The organism is Sphingobacterium sp. NPDC055346 (assembly GCF_053645235.1).
Window position 1 is genome coordinate 28125 of the sequence record NZ_JBSHMI010000006.1, and the last position, 21499, is coordinate 49623.

Genomic DNA, 21499 nt, shown 5'->3' on the forward strand with positions numbered 1-21499 from the left:
TTTAATTGCCCCTTTGCTATTTAATATTCTTAATTTCTTATAGTTCCCTGATCCAAATATTTCGGAAAGAAACTAGATCACCATGATCTTGTAATGCAATCGGACCAGCGCCATGTGCCTGCATTTTTGGTAATCCAATGTATTCTGTCGTACCTTGGATTTCGGTGTTGTTCTGAACAACCACGCCATTATGTAGCACGGTAACCGTTCCTCTTTTGATCAAATGACCGTCCTTGTTGAATTTAGGAGCTGAATAGATCACATCATAGGTATGCCATCCACTTTCAGGTTTTCTCACTTCTGCAAGAGGAGGGCTTTGTTTGTATATACTTCCCGCTTGTCCGTTGGTGTACGTTTTGTTGTTGTCGTTATCCAATACCTGAAGTTCATATTTTCCTTGTAGGAATATGCCGGAGTTTCCACGTCCTTGACCTTCACCTTTGATGGTTTCAGGGCTTTTCCATTCGATATGTAATTGGAAATCTTCAAAGGTCTTTTTGGTATGGATACCACCAGTACCGGGCTTAACAGTTAGTACGCCATCTTTGATGGTCCATTGCGGAGCACTTTCATCTTTGTCGCTTACCCATTCCGATAGGTTCTTTCCATCGAACAAGACAATGGCATCCGAAGGGGCTGCATTAGCTTTGGTATTAACGACGCGAGGAACTGGTTCATAAAATTCAGTGTCTTCAGGTTTAAACTTTGTTTGTGCGCTTGCATAGGATACTCCAGCAAGCAATGCTATTAATAAAGAATGTTTTAACATCGGTTTAAGTATTTTGTTATGGTTAATATAAGAAAAAACATTATTTTTAATAAGCAAAATCAAAAACTTTATTCATAATGGCCCAGATTACCCAAAAAATTGCACTAGAAGATGTTCGTTTTTATTCACCGATTGGTTACTATGAAGAAGAGCAGGTTTTAGGGAATGAGTTTATGGTTAGTGTTTCAGTAAGTTTCCCCTTCAAAAATCCAGACGCTGAAGAAATTGAAAATACAGTAAATTACGAAGAGCTTTATGCTATCTTGGTAGAGGTGATGAGCCCTCGCAGAAAGTTACTGGAGTCTGCAGCAGAAGATATCCTAAACAGAATTGTTGAAGAATATTCGCATATCCAACAGATCGAGATATCCATTCGAAAGATTAATCCTCCATTTGGAGGTGATGTTGCTAATTCTTTAGTATCTCTTTATTACACAAAGGATTAACTGTCTAAAAATCATGTTGTATTTTTCTTAACCGGTCATTTTGGCTGTGTTTTTTGCTTGATACAGGACAAATTGTCTTGTAAATAAGTTTGTATGCCCTTGGTACGTTAGTTGATTATAGGATGTTATAAAACAGAAATTAAAGAACTAAAAAATAAGGAGGAATTAAACATGGCATTAATAAAATTACCAGGAAAATCTTACAACACAGATGCAGTGAATCCATTTGTAAACAATGTATTTGACAATTTATTCAATGATTCATTTTTAACAGACCGCTTGGTAACACGCGTACCTGCAGTCAACATTACGGAATCCGCAGAAGCTTTCCATATTGAAGTTGCTGCACCAGGTTTGCAGAAATCAGATTTCAAGATCAATGTGGATAAGAATGTAATCAATATCTCTGTTGAAAAACAAGAAGAAAAAGTAGAAGAGGGTAAAGTATATAGCAAAAAAGAATTTAGCTACACTTCGTTCTCCAGATCTTTCACACTACCTGAAGTAGTTGATTATTCTAATATCGATGCTGCCTATGAAAATGGAGTATTGAATATTAAGATCGGTAAAAAAGAAGAAGCAATAGTAGCAAAGAGACTAATTGAAGTGAAGTAAGTTTAATTGTGGTTAGTTGAATGAGGAGCTGTCCGTTTGGACAGCTCCTTTTTTATTGGATTGTCATACGAATGTCTTTTTAGAAAAATTAAACAAAACTACTTAACAGTGTTAAGTAGTTTTGTTTTTGAAAACAATATCAAGTGGAAAAGAAAATAAAACAAAAAGAAGACCTACGTACCGTGATTTTAGAAGCAGCAAAAAAGCTGTTTGTCCAAGAAGGGTATGAGGCGACTTCAATAAGAAAGATCGCAAAGGAAATTGGATTCAGTCCTACAACGATCTATCTATACTATAAGGATAAGAATGATATCGTTTATGCCTTACATCAAGTAGGGTTCGGGATGCTGAAGGATCAGTTCCTTCCATTGATGACCGTGGAAGATCCCTTCGAACGTTTGAAGGCAGTCGGAAGGATATACATTCATTTTGCTTTTACACACCCTGAATACTACCAGGTTATGTTTATGATGAAGGAGCCATTGTCTTTCTTGAATTCGCAGATAGAGGATAGTTCTTGGGTTGAGGGTGAATTGGTGATCGAATTATTAAAGAAGACCATTGTTGATTGTCAACAGGTGGGTTATTTCAAAGGTATGGATCCTGTATTTGTGACCATTCAAGCTTGGAGTTCTGTGCATGGATTGGTTTCATTACATATCACAAAGCATTTAGATTGTTTACATGAGTTGTTTGGAAAAACAGGTGATCTGGAAGACCATGTTTATTCTTCCTACCTCATCCTGGTTGGATTGATCCAAGCAACAAAATAGTTTTTTTTGAATATATAGTTAACACTGTTAATAATGAGCTTATACAAATCACTAACTAAGCTGATAATCCTTTTTACCGGAATAAGTGGAATCAGTTACGCGCAAGACCATCAATTAGAACAGTATGTACAACAGGGCCTGGATAGTAATTTGGTGTTGATCCAGAAAGACCTATCCATGAAAAAGGCAATGAATGGACTAGAGGTGGCAAGGAGCATGTACCTTCCTAACATCACTTTCGACTTGACCTATTCTCATGCAGATGGCGGCCGATCCATCGACCTTCCAATTGGCGATATGTTGAATCCAGTCTACACTACGTTGAATCAATTGACTCAAACCAGCAATTTCCCCCAGATTGAGAATGAACAGATAACCTTCCTTCCAAAGAACTATTACGATGCCAAGGTGAGGACATCCGTGCCAATCATCAATACTGATATCAAACACAATAAGGTCGTCCGTGAAAAAATGGTCGAGCTGAGCAAGACCGAAACAGAAACCTACAAAAGGGAATTAGTTAAGGATATTAAAATAGCCTATTTCAATTATTTAAGTGCGGTCCAAGCCAAAGAGATTTATTTGAACGCTTTGACTTTAGCCAAAGAGGGCAGGCGGGTGAACGAAAAATTACTGGAAGCAGGAAAAGGACTGCCAGCATACGTGATCAGGTCAGATGCCGAAATCGCGCAACAGGAATCAAAAATCGCAGAAGCAGAACAGCAGATCAAGAATGCCAAGTATTATTTCAATTCACTATTGAACCGAGATGCGAATGCAGAAATCTATTTTGATCCTGCACAAAGCAGGACCAATGATCTCCATGCAACCGAACTATCGGTAAATATCGATGGCCGTGAAGAATTGAAGTCGCTTGAAGGCAATATTTCCATCCAAGAGTCTTTGGTAGAGATGAGCAAGCAAGCCTTTGTTCCAAAGCTCAGTGCCTTTTTGGATTTAGGATCACAGGCTGAGGGTTTGCGCGTAAGCCGTCAATCGCAATATTTCATGGTGGGTGCTCAATTGAGTTTCCCCATATTTCAGGGAAACAGAAACCGACTGAAGATCCAGGAAAACCAGATTGCTGTCGCCGAAGCTCAAAACAAATTGGATCAAGCCAAACAGCAATTGGAACTTTCAGCTGAGGTAGCAAAAAATGAATTGATAGCTATGCAAAAGAACTACGAAAGTTCAAAAATCCAGATGGAAGCAGCTTCAACCTATCAGCGGTTGATATTAAGAGGCTTCAATGAAGGTGTCAACACCTATATCGAAACCATTGATGCCAGGTCACAGTACACCAATTCGCAAATGGCTAATAATATTGCAGCCTTCAAATTATTGTCTGCCATAGCAAAATTAGAACGAGAAAACGCATCATACCAACTAAAATAAGACCCATGAAATTAGCATATACAACCCTATTGTTTGCAGGAATATCAATCTCTATTTCTAGCTGTAAACAAGCCGAACGAAAATCTGAAATATCCGTACAGGATACCATTCCCGTTAAATTGATGCCTATCAATATTGGAGCAGGAGATTCTGGAATAGAGGCAACAGGCGTCTTTACCACAGATGATGAAACTGTATTAAGCTTTAAGAATGGCGGTGTAATTTCTAAGATCACGGTCAAAGAAGGCGATGCGGTCCGCAAGGGGCAGCTTTTAGCTTCTGTACTCAGTTCTGAGGTAGATGCAAAAGCTGGACAAGCTAAACTTGCTGTTGAAAAGGCCAGAAGGGATTTCGAGCGTGCAAGTAAGCTGTACCGAGACAGTGTGGCCACGCTGGAGCAAATGCAGAACGCAAAAACAGCGCTTGATGTTGCTCAGCAAGATCTGAAGTCTGTAAGTTTCAATCAACAATATTCCAATATATATTCTCCGGTTTCTGGATTTGTGCTCGCGAAAATGGCCAATGAAGGTCAAGTTGTCGGACCTGGAACACCGATCCTGCAAGTCAATGGTGCAAGCAATGCCGATTGGAAGCTCAAGGTTGGTGTTGGAGACCAGCAATGGAGCCAGATCAAGGTTGGTGACCCGGCCAAGATCAGCACAGATGCTATGCCTACCGATACTTTGGATGCAGTGGTTTCTAAGAAGTCGGAAGGATTGGATCCGCAGACCGGTACTTTTACCATTTTTTTGGAACTAAAGGAAAAACCTAGCTATAAACTGGCTACAGGGATTTTTGGAAAATCCATTATCATGAATTCTGGAATGAAAGCAGGCAACCAATGGCGCATCCCATTCTCCGCCTTGCTGGACGGAAATGGGCGTGAAGGCTATGTATTCATTACAGAAGATGGCAAAACGGCCAAAAAGCAAAAGATCAAGGTCGCCAAAATTGAAAATGATGATGTACTAGTTGCAGCTGGTCTCGAGCAAGCGCAATCCATCATTGTTTCCGGAAGCCCGTATTTGGTCGATGGATCAGCAATTGTTGTTAAAAAATAATACCTAACATCCGAAATCATGAGCTTAATTAAATACCCAATTAAGAACTACCAATTTACCATGATCATGGTATTGATGATTCTGGTGGTTGCTATTACATCCATGTTGACCATGCCAAGGGCAGAAGATCCTGATATGAAGGGGGTCACTTTCCCAGTTTTGGTGGTGCATCCTGGAACCAGCCCAAAGGATATGGAACAATTGGTGGTGAAACCATTGGAAGCCAGGTTCTATGCCTTGGACCATATCAAAACCATTAAAACCACCATCAATAACAGTGTAGCATTTTTCTTGGTGGAATTCGATTATGGAGAAGATTACGATGATAAATACCAAGAATTAGTACGTGAATTGAATGCTGCCAACTCGGAGCTACCCGATAATATTTACAGCATGGAGGTCCTCAAGATCGACCCAACCAATGTCAGTGTTATCCAAGCGGCTCTGATCTCTGAGAATGCTTCAGCAAGCAGCATGAAGAAATATAGTGACAAACTGAAGGAGGAGCTTGAAAAAGTGAAAGCTTTAAAATCAGTTGAAATTTCAGGTCTTCCTGACCAACAGGTCCGTATCGACCTGAACCAGGCCAAGCTTGCGGAATTAAATATCCCGATGAGCAGGATTATCCAAGCGGTACAAAGTGAAAATCAAAACATCCCTGCAGGAAGTATCAATGCCGGAAGCCAGTCTTTTAGCGTCAAGAGTTCAGGAAATTATCAGAGCATCAGCGATATACAGCATACCATCATTTCGAGTGCCCAAGGGCGAAATATTCTATTGAAGGATGTGGCGGATGTCTATCCTACATTTGGTATAAGTAACCATATGACCCGTTTGAATGGTTATAAATGCATCCTTATCAATGCTGCCCAGAAGGAAGGGATGAATATTTCCGATACGCAAGAAGAGTATAAAAAGATCTTGGAAGAATTTAAGGCAGGATTGCCAGACAATATAGACTTGGTGCTCAATTTTGATCAGGCAGAAAATGTAAACAATCGCCTAGGAGGGTTGGCCATTGATTTTGGAATAGCTATTTTCTTGGTACTCTTCACCTTATTGCCTTTGGGAACCCGGGCATCCCTGGTGGTTATGATCGCCATCCCCTTATCCCTTGGAATTGGTCTTATCGCAATGAATTCCTTTGGTTATTCATTGAATCAGTTAAGTATAGTTGGCTTTGTGGTGGCATTGGGCTTAGTGGTTGATGATAGTATCGTTGTTGTGGAAAATATCGAACGCTGGATGCGTGAAGGATACAGCAAGATGGAAGCCGCTATAAAAGGAACAGAACAGATAGCATTAGCGGTATTGGGCTGTACGGTCACCTTGGTGATTGCCTTTATGCCGCTGGTATTTATGCCTGAGATGGCGGGTGAATTCATCCGCAGTATGCCTATTGCGGTTATTTCTTCCGTGATAGGATCCATGTTTATTGCCATATTGGTTGTTCCTTTTCTTTCCAGTAAGATCCTGAAGCCGCATGAAGAAGAAGGTGGAAATGCCATCCTTCGAGGCATGCAGAAAATTATCCATAAATCATATGGCGTTTTCTTGGACAAAGCCTTGAAGCATCCTGGTCGCACCGCCATTATTGCCTTGGCTATTTTCTTGGGCTCATTGGCCCTGATACCTATCGTAGGTTTCAGTTTATTCCCAGCTTCGGAGAAACCGCAGTTCATGGTCCACATCAAGACCGCATTGCAATCGAATATACAGACAACAGATAGCATCACAAAAGCCATTGAGCATGATCTAAAACAGATTCCTGAAGTAAAGTATTATACCTCAAACATCGGAAAAGGAAACCCCAGGGTCTATTATAATATGCAGCAGGCTCGGGAAGACGTTTCTTATGCGGATATCTTTGTACAGCTTCACGGTGACGTGAATTCAAAGGAAAAGGTCGCCTTAATTGAAGAATTGAGAGCCAAATGGACGCCCTATCTTGGTGCAAAAGTAGAAGTGCGAGATTTCGAACAAGGCGTTCCGATCATTTCACCAGTAGAAGTCAGGGTATTTGGCGAGAACCTCGATACCCTTCAGGCCTTATCCTATAAAGTAGAGGAGCTGTTGAAAAATACAGAAGGTTCGGAGTATGTCAATAACCCTATAAAAAACAATAAAACGGACATTAAGGTCAACATCAATCGCGAGAAAGCCATGGCCCTTGGTGTGCCGACCTCATCTATTGACCAAACTATCCGAGTAGCCTTGTCAGGATATAGCGTAGGTACCTATTCAGACCCGAATTCGGATGATAATGACTATGATATCATGGTCAGTGTCCCGCGAGATGGCGAAGCAACCATAGAAACCTTAGAGGGTATCTTTATCGACAATGTTGCAGGGACTTCCATTCCATTGACCCAATTGGCTACACTCGAGTTTGAAGAGTCGCCTTCCAATATCTATCACCAGAATAAGATCAGGACCGTTGCGGTCAATTCCTTTGTGAAAAAGGGATATGGAAACGATGAGGTTATCAATTCGGTAATCGAGCAGATGGATAAATTCCCTTTCCCTACCGGTTATTTCTATGAGATGGGCGGCGAGGTGGAAAGCCGTGAGATGGCATTTGGAGGTTTTGGAACCATTATTCTGATTACCATTTTTATGTTTATCGCGGTGCTGATCTTGGAATTCAAGACCTTCAAGAGTACATTGATAGTATTGTCTGTAATTCCTTTAGGTGTTGTTGGAGCTGTGCTGGCCTTGCTCGCAACTGGAAATACTCTGTCCTTTGTGGCCACCATTGGTATTGTTGCCCTTGCTGGTATTGAAGTCAAGAATACCATCCTTTTGGTGGACTTCACCAACCAGTTGAGAAGGGAAGGGATGGCGTTGAATGAAGCCATTGAAAAAGCAGGCGAGATTCGGTTCCTGCCGATCATCCTAACAACATTAACTGCCATTGGTGGATTATTGCCGATCGCTTGGTCGTCCAATCCCCTGATTTCGCCATTGGCAACGGTGATGATCGGTGGATTGATCAGTTCGACCTTATTGTCAAGGATAGTAACTCCGGTAATCTATAAATTGATACCACCAAAGATAGAAGTAGAAGAACAAAAAGAACAACATTCATAAAAACCGAAAGGCTGGCCAATATCTAATATCGACCAGCCTTTACTTTTGCTAATTGTAATTTAGTTATTCGATTTATATCGATGGTATTCTTCTTTCAGTTCATCATATCTTCTTTTCCAATCCTCTGGAGTCCTTTCCGAAATGTTTTTCAGTTTTTTCAATTGAAAGGATAGGATACAGGAAGCCAGTCCGGCAGAGATTATAGCCATACCCGTCCAGATGACGATGGTCAGTCCTGCAAATACGGGATTCCACAACAGGATAAAGCTGAAAATCATACCTAGTACGGAAAAAAATAAGATCCATCCCCAATTCTTGATCCCATATTGTTTTAGATCCAAAGCAAATGAAAGGTATTGAACCGATTTAAACATCACAAAGAACCCAATTACAAAGGGTAATGTTGCCAATGATATGGCAGGATTGCTCAACAATAACAACCCGAATAAGGTGTTCAGAATCCCACCTGCTAAATACCAGCCCCAGCCTTCGATTTCATTCTTGTTGTTTAAGGCGAATATGATTTCCATCACCCCAGAAAATAAAAATGAAATACTAAAAACGAACGATAGGGCCAGATAAGAAGTCAAAGGGGTGGCTAGTACGTAAAAACCTAAAATAACAAGTAGGATACCCACGATCAACGGCAGATACCATTGTTTTACGGCTGTTCTAATGGTTTTAAGAAAGTTTTCCATGATTTATGAGTTATGTAGCATGATATCTAGATTATATGTTATAACCTAATACAACTCAAATTTCATTAAGTTTTCTATAATTATAAACATTAATGACGAATGTCATTTATTAGCTAAAGTTAACCTAAAAGAAGGTTAATGAATTTTCTTTACAAACAAATATTAGTTGTAGCTGTTTATGTTTAAAAGGAGTAAACATGAAAAAACTATTGATATTAGGATCGGCCTTATTAATGTTGGCCTGCAATAACCAGAATAAACAGAACAATAACAATGCGGACAGTGCGGTTTCGGATGGTTCCACCCAAGGTCCCATTCCGGCAAATAATCCAGCGGATGTTTTGCCGCATGCTGCAAAAAAGTTTATAGAAGACCATTTCCCGAATGCAACAATCCAACATGTTGAAAATAAACAAAGCCCAGTGACGGATGGGACTGTTTTCGATGTGGACCTTTCTGATAATACGGAAATTGATTTTGATAAAGATGGCGAATGGAGAGAAATCAGTACCAAAGGGGATGTAGTTGTACCGATGGCGGTATTACCTTCTTCGGTTCAGGAATATATCAATGCCAATTATGCCGGTCAGACCATTCAATCAATCGATAAGGATATCGATGTGATGGCTGTAGAACTGAAAAATGATACTGATCTAGTATTTGATCTCGATGGAAAATTCCTGAGAGTCGATAAATAGAAGTTTTAGTCTAATAATAAAGCCCCCGTACAAGTTGTGCGAGGGCTTCTTTTTTATTTTTCAGTTATTAACCTAAGCTCTGTAAGCTTTCTTCTAATATCTGGATCTTGGCTTCTGCATCCGCCTTTTTATTCTTCTCGTTTTCTACGATTTCAGGTTTTGCATTTTGCACAAATCTCTCATTTGATAACTTCTTGTCAACAGAGATCAAGAATCCTTTCAGGTATTCAATCTCTTTGCTGATTCTTTCCTTTTCCGCATCAACATCGATGTTGTTTTCCAGGGCAACATAACATTCGTCTTTTCCAGCAAGGAAACTTACCGCTCCACTTACTTTTTCTTTTACAAAGGATAAGTCTTCAATGTTCGCCAGCTTCTTGATGCTATCTTGGTATTGACTGTAATCAATATTCGTTGCATTGATAGCTAAAGGAAGAGCAATCTTTGGAGACAGACCTTTAGAATTTCTGATATTACGTACCTCAGAGATGATCTGTTGAACGATAGCAAATTCTTTGATGATGTTCTCGTCGAATGCCGCAACCTTAGGGAAATCAGCTACAATGATGCAGTCTTCGGTGCTGCGGGTTCCAAAAATCTCATCATGCCATAACTCTTCCGTAATGAAAGGCATAAATGGATGAGCTAACTTCAGTACCTTTTGGAATAGACCTTTAACAGTTTCGTAGGTTTCTTTTTCAATTGGCGCTTGGTATGCTGGTTTTACCAGTTCAAGGTACCATGAACAGAAATCATCCCAGATTAATTTATAGGTTGCCATTAAGGCATCTGAAAGCCTGTAATTGGCAAAATGTTCTTCAATTTCAACCAAGGCTTGGTTAAAACGGGATTCAAACCATTTTGCAGACATTTTTTGCGAAGCTGTAGCCTCTTGCTCTACTACTTCCCAACCTTTAACCAAACGGAATGCATTCCAGATCTTATTGGCGAAGTTTCTTCCCTGTTCACAGTATGAAACATCAAACATCAGGTCATTTCCAGCAGGAGAGGATAGAAGCATCCCTACGCGAACTCCATCTGTACCATATTGCTCCATCAATTCAATCGGATCAGGAGAGTTTCCTAATGATTTGGACATCTTGCGACCCAATTTATCCCTAACGATACCTGTCAGATATACATTGCGGAATGGAGGTTTCTGTGTATAGTCATGACCCATGATAATCATGCGGGCAACCCAGAAAAACAAGATTTCTGGTGCTGTCACTAGATCATTTGTAGGGTAATAATATTGGAAGTCTGGGTTCTCTGGATTCCTTACACCATCAAAAACCGACATTGGCCATAGACCCGATGAAAACCATGTATCCAATACATCATCTTCCTGACGGATACCTGTTGAGGATTTTCCGGTATTTTCAAATTCTGCAATGGCTTCGGCCTCAGTTTTCGCAATTACCCACTCATTCTTCTCGTTGTACCATGCTGGAATCCGTTGTCCCCACCATAATTGACGGGAAATACACCAATCCTTCACATTTTCCATCCAATGCTTATAGGAAGCAAAGAACTTTTCAGGAATCAGCTTAATGGTGCCATCTTCCACATATTCCAATGCTGGTTTCGCAAGTTTGTCCATCTTTAAGAACCATTGCATCGATAGCTTTGGCTCAATGGCAGCGTTAGTACGTTCCGAGAAACCTACTTGCGATTTATAGTCCTCGATCTTCTCGATCTGGCCTGCTTCTTCTAGTAATGTTGCTACCTTCTTACGGGCAATAAAACGATCCTCACCAACCAAGATCTGTGCTTTCTCATTTAAAGTACCGTTATCATTCAAGATATCGATAACCTCTAAATTATGCTTTTGACCCAATTCATAGTCATTCAGATCATGGGCAGGAGTTACCTTCAGACAACCTGTACCAAATTCCATCTCCACGTATTCATCTTGGATGATCGGGATTTCACGGTTGATCAATGGAACCAATACCGTTTTGCCTTGAAGATGTTTATAGCGTTCATCCAAAGGATTGATACAGATTGCTGTATCAGCCATGATAGTCTCCGGACGTGTCGTAGCAATGATCACATATTCATCCGAATCTTTGATCTTATAGCGTACGTAGTAGAACTTTTGATTGACTTCTTTGCGGATAACCTCTTCATCAGAAAGAGCGGTTTTACCTTCAGGATCCCAGTTTACCATGCGGATGCCGCGATAGATATAACCTTCTTTATAAAATTTGATGAATGTATCGATCACCGCTTCAGAAAGGTCAGGGTCCATGGTGAACTTGGTTCTTTCCCAGTCACATGAAGCTCCTAGTTTTTCCAATTGCTTCAAGATAATACCACCGTATTTTTCCTTCCATTCCCATGCGTATTTCAAGAATTCATCACGGCTAATGGAAGTTTTCTCGATGCCTTTTTCTTTTAACATAGCAACAACTTTCGCCTCGGTAGCAATGGATGCATGATCTGTTCCCGGAACCCAACATGCATTTTTGCCCTGCATACGTGCACGACGGATCAACACATCTTGAATGGTGTTGTTCAACATATGGCCCATATGTAAGACCCCAGTGACGTTTGGAGGTGGCATGACAATGGTATATGGTTCGCGCTCATCTGGTACCGAACGGAAAAATCCATTTGACATCCAGTAGGAATACCACTTCTCTTCAGCTTCTTTTGGATTGTACGTTTTTGCTATGCTCATTATATTCTTAATGTTCTAAAAGGTTACAAAAATACGCATTTAATGCCTTATTTCCCACTTGCTAACCGTAAATAAATCCGCTGTATTTACTAAATGAAAAATTAATGTTAATTAACTGTTACTATCTGTAATTAAATGTAAATTTGGCGATTGAATTTTTTATGACATGAAAAATGTTATTAAGGATTTAAGGGGTTTCTTCTTCTATTTTGGCTACTGGCTATTGATGAGCTTCTTAGATCGATTGATATTCCTAATTTCGTTTTACGATAAAGTCAATTTTTCCAACTTTAAGGATGTATTGAGGATTTACTACCACGGATTGCCACTTGACTTTTCCGTGGTCTCTTATATATGTGCCCTTCCTTTTCTGGGCTACCTCGTTCTGAACCATTATTCTAACGAGATCCTTAAGCGAAAACTGCTCAATGCCTATACTTTTCTGATACTTATCCTATTTCAGATTGTCACTTTTGCCAATGTCAATATTTATAGGGAATGGGGGGATAAAATTTCAAAACGCGCCATTGATGCCATCGCTGAAGATGCTGCTGGAGCAGCGGCCTCAGCTGAATCGACCCCAATCTTGATTCCTGTCCTGGGCATCGTATTGTTGACTGCTGGAGGATATTGGTTATTTCTAAGGCTATTTAGAGAAGTGAGGTTCCCTAAGAAATTAGCATGGTGGATATTGGGGATACAGTTCTTCATTGGTGGACTTTTTCTCTTCGGATTTATCCGTGGTGGATTTGGAAGGGCCCCTTTGAATCCTAGTAAAGCCTATTTTTCAGCCAATACCTTTTATAATCATGCAGCGGTCAATACCCATTACGCCCTGTTGCGCGAGTATTTTACGAGAAACCAGCGCATGCGCTCTCCATATAAATACTTTTCCGCCGACGAAGAGGCCAAAACAGTATTGAAACCTGCTTTCACAGAAATACCGGACTCCACCTTCAATATCCTGAATGCCAAAAAGCCTAATGTCGTGGTTATTGTCCTGGAAAGTTTCGTTGCTGATTTGATACATTCCATGGGCGGAGAGAAGGGAATAACACCACATTTTGAAGAGTTGATTGCACAAGGTCTGTTTTTTGACCAGATTTATGCAGCGTCTGATCGTTCTGATAAAGGCATTGTCGGTATTTTCAGCGGATTTCCTGCACAAGGTCCTGAAAGCATCATAAAATATATCGATAAACATGAAAATATGCCTGCAATAGGGCAGGAGTTCCATGATGCTGGGTATAAAACCTCATTCTATCATGGTGGGCAGAGTGAATTTTACAACTTTAAGTCTTATATGTTGTCCCATGGTATTGAAAAAGTAGTTGATATCATGAACTTCAACCCGCTGTTGCCGCGAACCTCTTGGGGAGTGTATGATCATGTCGTGTTTGAAAGAATGATCGAAGACTTGGATGAAGAAGATCAACCCTTCTTTTCCAGTATTTTTACCTTGGTCAATCATGAACCTTTTGAACTTTACGATGGCTATAAATTTGGTAAGGACAATAATGTAAACAAGTTCAAGAGTACGGCATTTTATACCGATCAGGCAGTCCATGAATTCTTGGAGCAGGCAAAAACCAAAGATTGGTATAAAAATACTTTGTTTGTGCTTGTGGCAGACCATGGTCACCGATTGCCTTCAGAGAAATGGGACATCACTATGCCCCAACGTTTTCATATTCCGCTTTTGTTCTTTGGTGAACCTATAAAAGCTGAATACAGAGGGAAAAAGATGAACATGATCGGAAATCAAACAGATCTTGCCAAATCCCTGTTAAATCAATTAAAACTACCTACTGATCGCTATCATTGGAGCCGTGATCTTTTCAACCATAGCTTCCCTCAGGTCGCCTTCTATAATTCTAAGGATGCATTTGGCATCATAACCGAAGAGGAAGTGGTTTCATATGATCGTGTAGGGAATCGAGTGAACTTTAATGCCAACGAGCAGTACCCCAAGGAAAAAGCAGATAGCCTTATGAATATGGCAAAAGCTTATTACCAAGAGGTATATGAAGATTTTATGAAATATTAATATGATTAAGTTAAAAGGATGGTTTGGACCTTATTTAGCAATGGCAATTCGCCTTGGATTGATGCTATTGCTCTATGGAATCCTTAGGCTCGGGTTCTATGGATTCAATATGGCCCAATTTCCGCAGGTAACTTTTTCTGAACTGATGCTCATGATGGCTGGTGGTGTGAAGTTTGATATCGTAGCTTTGCTGTACATCAATATCCTATATATCCTGCTTGTTTCCTTTCCAGTTCCTTTTAAATATAACCCTGTTTTTTCCAAAATAAGCAAATGGGTCTTTGTGGTTTCCAATAGTATAGGAATAGCCCTTAACCTTGTTGATTTCGCCTATTACCCATTTACCTTAAAGCGAACTACCGGAACCGTGTTTGGGCAGTTTGCCAATGAAGATAATCTTGGAAAGTTGTTCTTGGACTTTGGATTGGAATATTGGTACCTGCTTCTATTATTTATCCTGATCGTATGGGGCTTGATTAAGCTCTATGACCTGGTCCAAGTTGAAAAACCGGTGGCATTCAATTGGAAATTCTATTCCGTGCAGTTAGTGCTTTTATTGGCCGTGGCTTTTCTCTTTGTTGGGGGTGTACGTGGTGGCTGGGCCCATAGCACTCGACCGATCACATTGAGCAATGCCGGAGATTATGTGAAATCCCCGGAGGAAATGAACATCGTGCTCAATACGCCCTTTTCGATCTTGAAGACCTTAAAGGCTGTAAGCCTCAAAGAAGAACATTTCTTTTCAGACCAAGAACTAAATGTCATGTACCCGGTTGTCCATCAACCTAAGGACTCTGCACAGTTTAAGAAATTGAACGTTGTCGTTTTGATAATGGAGAGTTTTGGTAAAGAGCATATTGGATTCTTTAACAAAGATCTGGACAATGGAACTTACAAAGGATATACTCCCTTCCTAGACTCCTTGATCCAGCAATCCTATACTTTCACCAGATCGTATGCAAATGGCCGTAAATCCATCGATGCATTGCCTTCTGTGATTACAGGGATACCTTCGATTGGAGAACCCTTTGTACTTTCGATCTATTCAGGAAACAAAACAACAAGTTTAGCAAAGCTGCTTTCGGATGAAGGCTATGAAACTTCCTTTTTCCATGGAGCCCCGAATGGTAGCATGGGTTTTTCGGCCTATATGCAGTTAGCGGGAATCAAGCATTATTATGGTAAAAATGAATACAATAATGATGCTGATTTTGACGGTATCTGGGGAATCTGGGATGAGCCCTTTATGCAATACATGGCAAAAGAAATGGATCAAATGCAAGAACCTTTTTTCAGTAGCTTTTTTTCCTTGTCCTCACACCACCCTTTCAAGGTTCCAGAGAAATATGCCGGTAGGTTTCCGAAGGGAACCCTTCCTTTGCACGAGCCTTTAGGTTATGCTGACCATGCCCTAAAGGAATTTTTCGAAACGGCTTCAAAAAGTTCCTGGTACAATAATACCTTATTTGTGATCTGTGCCGACCATGCCAGTATGAGCCATTTTAAAGAGTACAATACCATGCCCAATTCCTTTGCCATCCCAATTGTGTTCTACTATCCTGGCGGGGATTTAAAAGGTGTTTCAGATAAGCTTGTTCAACAGATAGACATCATGCCTACGGTATTGAACTATTTGGAATATGATAAACCATATTTCTCTTTTGGATTTGATGCTTTAGCTCCCGACCGAAATAACTTCGTGGTTAGCAATATTGGGAATATCTACAACTTTTTTATGGGTGATTATTTCATGACCTATGGAGATAAGGAAGTGAAGTCTGTCTATAACCTCAAAACCGATAAGCTATTAGAGCATGACCTGAAAGGAAAGGGACCTCAGGTTCAGGACTCCCTGATGAGACATCTGCAATCTTTTATGCAACAATACAACAATCGGATGATCCACAATAAATTAGTGGCCGATTAATTTACAATGGTTTTTCCAAATTTATATCGAAGGCTGAACATCTGCTGATTGTCCACTTTTCCAGGGGAGAAATGGAATGATGCGGTAAACTTTCCTTCTATTTTGTCTGATTTGAAGGGCATCCAACCTAAGTCTAAACGATCATAGGTCCTACGGTGGTAAAACGAGTCGCCATTAGGTAGGTTCAATGGTTCACCTAGGTACAATGTATTAGCAAGAAAGAACCTTTTATAGCCCAGATGTATATTGGAGATAAATCCTTTTGCTTTTTGCATGTCATAGACCGATCTGACGCGATCGAATCCCATTGCTGCACCAGCATCAATGGTCAGTGAGTCAAAGACAGTCTTATGGCTTAGATCTACACCCAGCCTTAGCATTACTACCGCATTATCTTGTATATGTTCGTCGATGCTATCATTGCTAGTTAGCGCATTATGGTACATCATCCCATCATTGCGGATAAAGAAGTTTCCAATGCTATATTTTCCAGATATTCCAGCGACAAATTGTTCCCTATTCTGATAACCTTGTTTGCTCATCCAGTCAATGAAAACACATTGTTGGAAATTGCCGTTCTTGTAATTGAAGTACATCCCTTCAATATTTGGTCGGTCATACATCAAGGTGTCAGCCAAAACCATGCGAGGAATGTCTTTCAAACGTTCATACCTAGGCATAAACCCCAAAGCAAAATCAATTTTTTCCGTCTTGTAGTTATAGTATGCGATGGGGTTCCATCGACTTTTGTTTTCTGAATTGATTCCAAACTCCTGATTAAAATGCGCTCCGCCATAAAGCCTATGGTTCTTCTCTATCTCGAAGTATAGGTTAGGGGAGATGGTCGCTCCAAAGAAGGTTTTTGGGATGGTATATTGGGCTCCATACTCCCTGTTGTCTGCATATCCGAAAAAATCTATCCCAAGGCCTATCTTTTGTGCAAATGTGCTGAAGCTTATCAATAAAAGTAAAGCTGTTAGGACTGGTCTTGACATGGAAAATAGGTAATGCTGCATAAAATAATTTGGAGCTCAACTTATAAAGAATCTCTCAAAAATACAAAAGGTCGCTTAATTATTTTAAGCGACCTTTTGAGAATTATGTGTTTTGGAATTAAACTTCCAATAATAATCTAGCTGGATCTTCAAGTAATTGCTTAACGCGTACCAAGAAGCTCACTGATTCACGACCGTCGATAATACGGTGGTCATAAGAAAGAGCGATGTACATCATTGGACGGATAACCACTTGGCCATTTTCAGCGATTGGTCTTTGGATAATGTTGTGCATACCTAAGATTGCCGATTGAGGGGCATTGATAATAGGCGTAGACATCATTGAACCAAATACACCACCATTGGTAATGGTAAATGTACCACCAGTCATTTCGTCGATCGTCAATTTGTTGTCGCGAGCTTTTGTCGCCAATTCAGCAATTGCTTTTTCGATTTGGTATAGGGCCATAGACTCTGCATTTCTGATTACTGGAACTACTAATCCTTTTGGAGCAGAAACCGCAATTGAAATGTCAGCAAAGTCAGAATATACAAGTTCATTCTCTTCGATACGAGCATTAACTGCAGGCCATTCTTTCAAGGCAGTAGTCACTGCTTTGGTGAAGAATGACATAAAGCCTAGACCGATACCATGTTTCTCTTTGAAAGTATCTTTGTACTTAGCACGAAGATCCATGATAGGTTGCATGTTTACTTCATTGAATGTAGTTAACATGGCTGTATCATTTTTAACAGCAACCAAACGCTTAGCGATTGTTTTACGCAATGAGCTCATTTTCTCACGACGTTCTACACGCTCACCTGCACTCACTGGAGCAGATGGAGTTACCGCTGCAGCAGGAGCCGCTGGTTTAGATTCCGCTTTCGCTGGAGCTGCTTGAGCTTTCTCAGCATCCTCTTTGGTGATTCTTCCGTCTTTACCTGTTCCTTTGATCGTAGATGGGTCGATTCCTTTTTCTCTTAAGATTTTAGCGGCAGCAGGTGATGCTGTGCCAGCAGCATAAGTTTCAGGACTTTCGTCAGCTTCAGATTGAGCAGGTTTTGACTCCGCCTGTGCAGCTGGAGCTTCCTCTTTTTTCGCTGGAGCATCGCCAGATCCTGCAGGAGCGTCTCCGTCTTCAATGGTACATACTACCGCACCGATTTCCAGTGTATCACCTTCTTGTGCAATAATACGTAGGATACCAGCTTTTTCAGCAGGTAGTTCAAACGTTGCTTTATCAGATTCTAATTCGGCAATGTTCTCGTCCATTTCGACGTAATCACCATCTTGTTTTAGCCATTGGGCCAAGGTTACTTCGGTAATTGATTCACCAACCGAAGGGACTTTGATTTCTAAGCTCATATTTACTTCTTTTAAACCTCCATTAAATATACTATAATATTACAACGGACGGTTAAACATTTTGTTTATTCGAATGATTTATTAATTATTGCTTCTTGTTGTGCCACATGTTTTTTCATGTAACCTGTAGCAGGGCTTCCGCTCTCCGTACGTGCAATATAATCCGTGAAATCAAGATCAGTCTTGCGGAATATACGGCAGTAATATGGCCATGCACCCATGTTTTCGTTTTCTTCCTGAACCCAGATGAATTCAGTCGCTTTCTTGTACTTCGCACGGATCGCCTTGAATTGATCTACCGGTGCAGGATACAATTGCTCAACCCTAACAATGGCTACATCGGTACGTTTGTCTGCTTGTTGTTTCTCCAATAAATCGTAGTAGATTTTTCCTGAACAGAATAATACACGTTTTACGGTCGTTGCTTTTGCGTAGCTATCATCGATTACTTCTTGGAAGTTCTCTTTGGTAAAGTTATCCAGTTTAGAAACCACTTTTGGATGGCGCAATAAACTTTTTGGCGTAAAGACTACCAATGGTTTACGGAAATCTCTTACCAATTGACGGCGCAATAAGTGGAAGTAGTTCGCTGGAGTGGTACAGTTTGCAATGATCAGGTTGTCGTTCGCACATAATTCCAAGAAACGTTCGATACGTCCCGAAGAGTGCTCTGGACCTTGACCTTCCATACCGTGAGGTAACATCATGACCAAACCGTTCGATCTTTTCCATTTGGTTTCAGCACTTGACAAATATTGGTCAACGATAATCTGAGCACCATTGTAGAAGTCACCAAACTGTGCTTCCCAAACTGTCAATGCTTGAGGATTCGCCAATGCATATCCATATTCAAAACCTAGGACTGCATACTCAGAAAGTAAGGAGTTATAGATGTTGAAACGCTCACCACCATTAACATTTGCCAATGGAATGTATTTCTCCTCCGAGTCTTCCAAAGTCAAAACTGCATGTCTGTGAGAGAATGTACCTCGTTGAACATCCTGTCCTGAAATACGAACGCGTTTGCCATCATCCAATAGGGTAGCATAAGCCATCAATTCACCCATCGCCCAATCGTAGTTGTCATTTTTAACCATGGCAGCACGATCTTCGAACAATTTTGAGATCTTACGGAAGAACTTCTTGTCTTTTGGTAGGGTCGTGATTTCCGTAGCCAATTTCAAGAATTCCTTTGCAGGAACCTTCGTGTCTACCTCTTCATAGTTATCAGCCTTTTTAGCGGCATGTAAACCTTTCCACGCTCCACCGAACATTGGAACTTCTTCATCCAATTTATCCGTTTTCTTGGCGATGTCCAATTGCTCTTGAAGATAATCCTTAAATTCCTTCTCTGTGTTTTTCACATAGGTCTGGTCAATGGATTTCTCATCCACCAATTTCTTGGCATATACATCTTTTGGATTCGGATGTTTTTCAATAGCCTTGTACAATAATGGTTGAGTAAACTTAGGTTCATCAGCCTCGTTATGCCCGTAACGACGGTAACATAATAGGTCGATATAAACATCAGTTTTATATTTCTGACGGTATTCTACCGCTAAATTAATCGCATAAACTACTGCTTCAGCATCATCTCCATTGACATGGAAAACTGGTGAAGAAGAAATTTTGGCAACGTCCGTACAGTAAGTTCCTGAACGGGCATCTTTATAATTGGTCGTAAAACCAACTTGGTTGTTGATGACAATGTGAATGGTACCACCAGTGCGGTATCCTTCAAGTTTTGACATCTGAGTTACCTCATATACCACACCTTGACCTGCAATTGCCGCATCTCCATGAATCAAGATTGGCGCAATCTTCGATGAATCGCCATTGTATTTCATGTCGATTTTAGAGCGCGTGATACCTTCAACGATAGGATCTACAGTTTCTAGGTGCGAAGGGTTTGGAGCCAGAGATAGGTGGATAGATTTACCGTCTTCTGTAGTCACGTCCGATGAATACCCTAAGTGGTATTTTACGTCACCACCAAATTGTAATTCCGGATCCTCTTCGGCATACATTTTACCTTCGAATTCAGAGAAGATAGTTTTGTAAGGTTTACCCATGATGTTTGCCAATACGTTCAAACGACCACGGTGAGCCATACCGATCATAAATTCTTGGATTCCTAAACTAGCACCTTTTTCAATGATGGAATCCAATGCTGGAATTAAGCTTTCAGCACCCTCAAGGGAGAAACGTTTTTGTCCCAAGAATTTGGTCCCCAAGAAACTTTCGAAGATCACCGCACGGTTCAGTTTCCTGAAAATGCGCTTTTTCTGATCTACATCGTAGTGAGGTTGGTTTCTGTCCGCTTCCATATGGTCTTGCAACCATTTGATTTTCTCAGGATTACGGATGTATTTGAATTCAGCACCAATAGAACGACAGTAAGTGTCTTCAATCAGCTGACGGATATCTCTTAATTTGGCAGGGCCTAAACCAACTTCCACACCAGCATTGAAAACCGTGTCCATATCAGATTCTGATAGGCCAAATGTCTCTAACTCTTTGCCTGGGTAATATTTGCGACGCTCGCGAACAGGGTTGGTTTGGGTAAATAGGTGACCACGGTCTCTATAACCATGGATCATGTTTAGTACGTTGATTTCTTTTAGTGCGTGATCAGATACACCTTCAACTGATTCAACCGAACCACCTTCTGATGTTTGACCAAAGTCAAATCCTTCAAAAAACTTTTGCCAACCAAAATCTACTGAATTTGGGTCAGCTTTGTATGCTTGATATAAACCGTCGATGTAACTCGAATCAGCATTACTCAAAAATGTCAATTTGTCCATGTGGATTGGGGTGATAAAATTTTGCCAAATTTATAAATAATAAACATACTTTTCCGCATTTAATCGATATAAAATACAATGTTTTAGCATGTTTTTTCGTGTATTCTGTTTAAGAAATAAATAATAGTC

General features: G+C 40.4%; 15 protein-coding genes. 9 read left to right on the top strand and 6 right to left on the bottom strand.

Features of this window, described 5'->3' with window-relative positions:
- Positions 1-37 precede the first annotated feature (37 nt).
- Positions 38-769 (bottom strand): 3-keto-disaccharide hydrolase, encoded by a 732-nt coding sequence (locus ACWICE_RS13030; protein WP_254528019.1) that lies wholly within the window; start codon positions 767-769, stop codon positions 38-40.
- A gap of 77 nt (positions 770-846) precedes the next feature.
- Between ACWICE_RS13030 and folB the strand changes: the two genes are divergently transcribed.
- The 6 genes from folB to ACWICE_RS13060 all read left to right on the top strand — a co-directional run bounded on the left by folB (position 847) and on the right by ACWICE_RS13060 (position 8149).
- A complete protein-coding gene (folB, locus tag ACWICE_RS13035) occupies positions 847-1215 on the top strand; it encodes a dihydroneopterin aldolase (protein ID WP_454298526.1) in 369 nt (122 codons plus the stop codon).
- A gap of 171 nt (positions 1216-1386) precedes the next feature.
- A complete protein-coding gene (locus tag ACWICE_RS13040; protein ID WP_185214174.1) occupies positions 1387-1830 on the top strand; it encodes an Hsp20/alpha crystallin family protein in 444 nt (147 codons plus the stop codon).
- Between the two features lie 143 nt (positions 1831-1973).
- Positions 1974-2603, top strand: coding sequence for a TetR/AcrR family transcriptional regulator (locus ACWICE_RS13045; RefSeq protein WP_185214175.1), 630 nt, complete (start codon positions 1974-1976; stop codon positions 2601-2603).
- 33 nt (positions 2604-2636) lie between these two features.
- Positions 2637-3998, top strand: coding sequence for a TolC family protein (locus ACWICE_RS13050; RefSeq protein ID WP_454298527.1), 1362 nt, complete (start codon positions 2637-2639; stop codon positions 3996-3998).
- Positions 3999-4003: 5 nt separating this feature from the next.
- Entirely contained in the window at positions 4004-5059 is a 1056-nt protein-coding gene (locus tag ACWICE_RS13055) for an efflux RND transporter periplasmic adaptor subunit (RefSeq protein ID WP_454298528.1), read from the top strand.
- 18 nt (positions 5060-5077) lie between these two features.
- Entirely contained in the window at positions 5078-8149 is a 3072-nt protein-coding gene (locus tag ACWICE_RS13060) for an efflux RND transporter permease subunit (protein WP_313261229.1), read from the top strand.
- A gap of 59 nt (positions 8150-8208) precedes the next feature.
- Here ACWICE_RS13060 and ACWICE_RS13065 read toward each other — a convergent pair whose 3' ends face one another.
- Positions 8209-8847 carry an HdeD family acid-resistance protein gene (locus ACWICE_RS13065; RefSeq protein WP_454298529.1) on the bottom strand — a complete coding sequence of 213 codons (639 nt, stop codon included), beginning with the start codon at positions 8845-8847 and terminating at the stop codon, positions 8209-8211.
- A gap of 197 nt (positions 8848-9044) precedes the next feature.
- Here ACWICE_RS13065 and ACWICE_RS13070 point away from each other — a divergent pair, with 197 nt between their 5' ends.
- Entirely contained in the window at positions 9045-9545 is a 501-nt protein-coding gene (locus tag ACWICE_RS13070) for a PepSY-like domain-containing protein (protein WP_185214180.1), read from the top strand.
- 67 nt (positions 9546-9612) lie between these two features.
- Here ACWICE_RS13070 and ACWICE_RS13075 read toward each other — a convergent pair whose 3' ends face one another.
- Entirely contained in the window at positions 9613-12228 is a 2616-nt protein-coding gene (locus ACWICE_RS13075; protein ID WP_454298530.1) for a valine--tRNA ligase, read from the bottom strand.
- A 166-nt stretch (positions 12229-12394) separates the two neighbouring features.
- Here ACWICE_RS13075 and ACWICE_RS13080 point away from each other — a divergent pair, with 166 nt between their 5' ends.
- Both ACWICE_RS13080 and ACWICE_RS13085 read left to right on the top strand, forming a co-directional pair.
- Positions 12395-14275, top strand: a complete 1881-nt coding sequence (locus ACWICE_RS13080; RefSeq protein ID WP_454298531.1) for an LTA synthase family protein — start codon at positions 12395-12397, stop codon at positions 14273-14275.
- A gap of 1 nt (position 14276) precedes the next feature.
- The gene (locus tag ACWICE_RS13085) at positions 14277-16202 is read left to right on the top strand and encodes an LTA synthase family protein (RefSeq protein ID WP_454298532.1); all 1926 of its coding nucleotides are present in this window, start codon (positions 14277-14279) and stop codon (positions 16200-16202) included.
- Here ACWICE_RS13085 and ACWICE_RS13090 read toward each other — a convergent pair.
- From ACWICE_RS13090 to ACWICE_RS13100, 3 genes are all read right to left on the bottom strand, one after another.
- Positions 16199-17218 (bottom strand): hypothetical protein, encoded by a 1020-nt coding sequence (locus ACWICE_RS13090; RefSeq protein ID WP_454298533.1) that lies wholly within the window; start codon positions 17216-17218, stop codon positions 16199-16201. The genes ACWICE_RS13085 and ACWICE_RS13090 overlap by 4 nt on opposite strands.
- 97 nt (positions 17219-17315) lie before the next feature.
- A complete protein-coding gene (gene odhB, locus ACWICE_RS13095) occupies positions 17316-18563 on the bottom strand; it encodes a 2-oxoglutarate dehydrogenase complex dihydrolipoyllysine-residue succinyltransferase (protein WP_454298534.1) in 1248 nt (415 codons plus the stop codon).
- Between the two features lie 65 nt (positions 18564-18628).
- A complete protein-coding gene (locus tag ACWICE_RS13100; protein WP_185214185.1) occupies positions 18629-21370 on the bottom strand; it encodes a 2-oxoglutarate dehydrogenase E1 component in 2742 nt (913 codons plus the stop codon).
- Positions 21371-21499 lie beyond the last annotated feature (129 nt).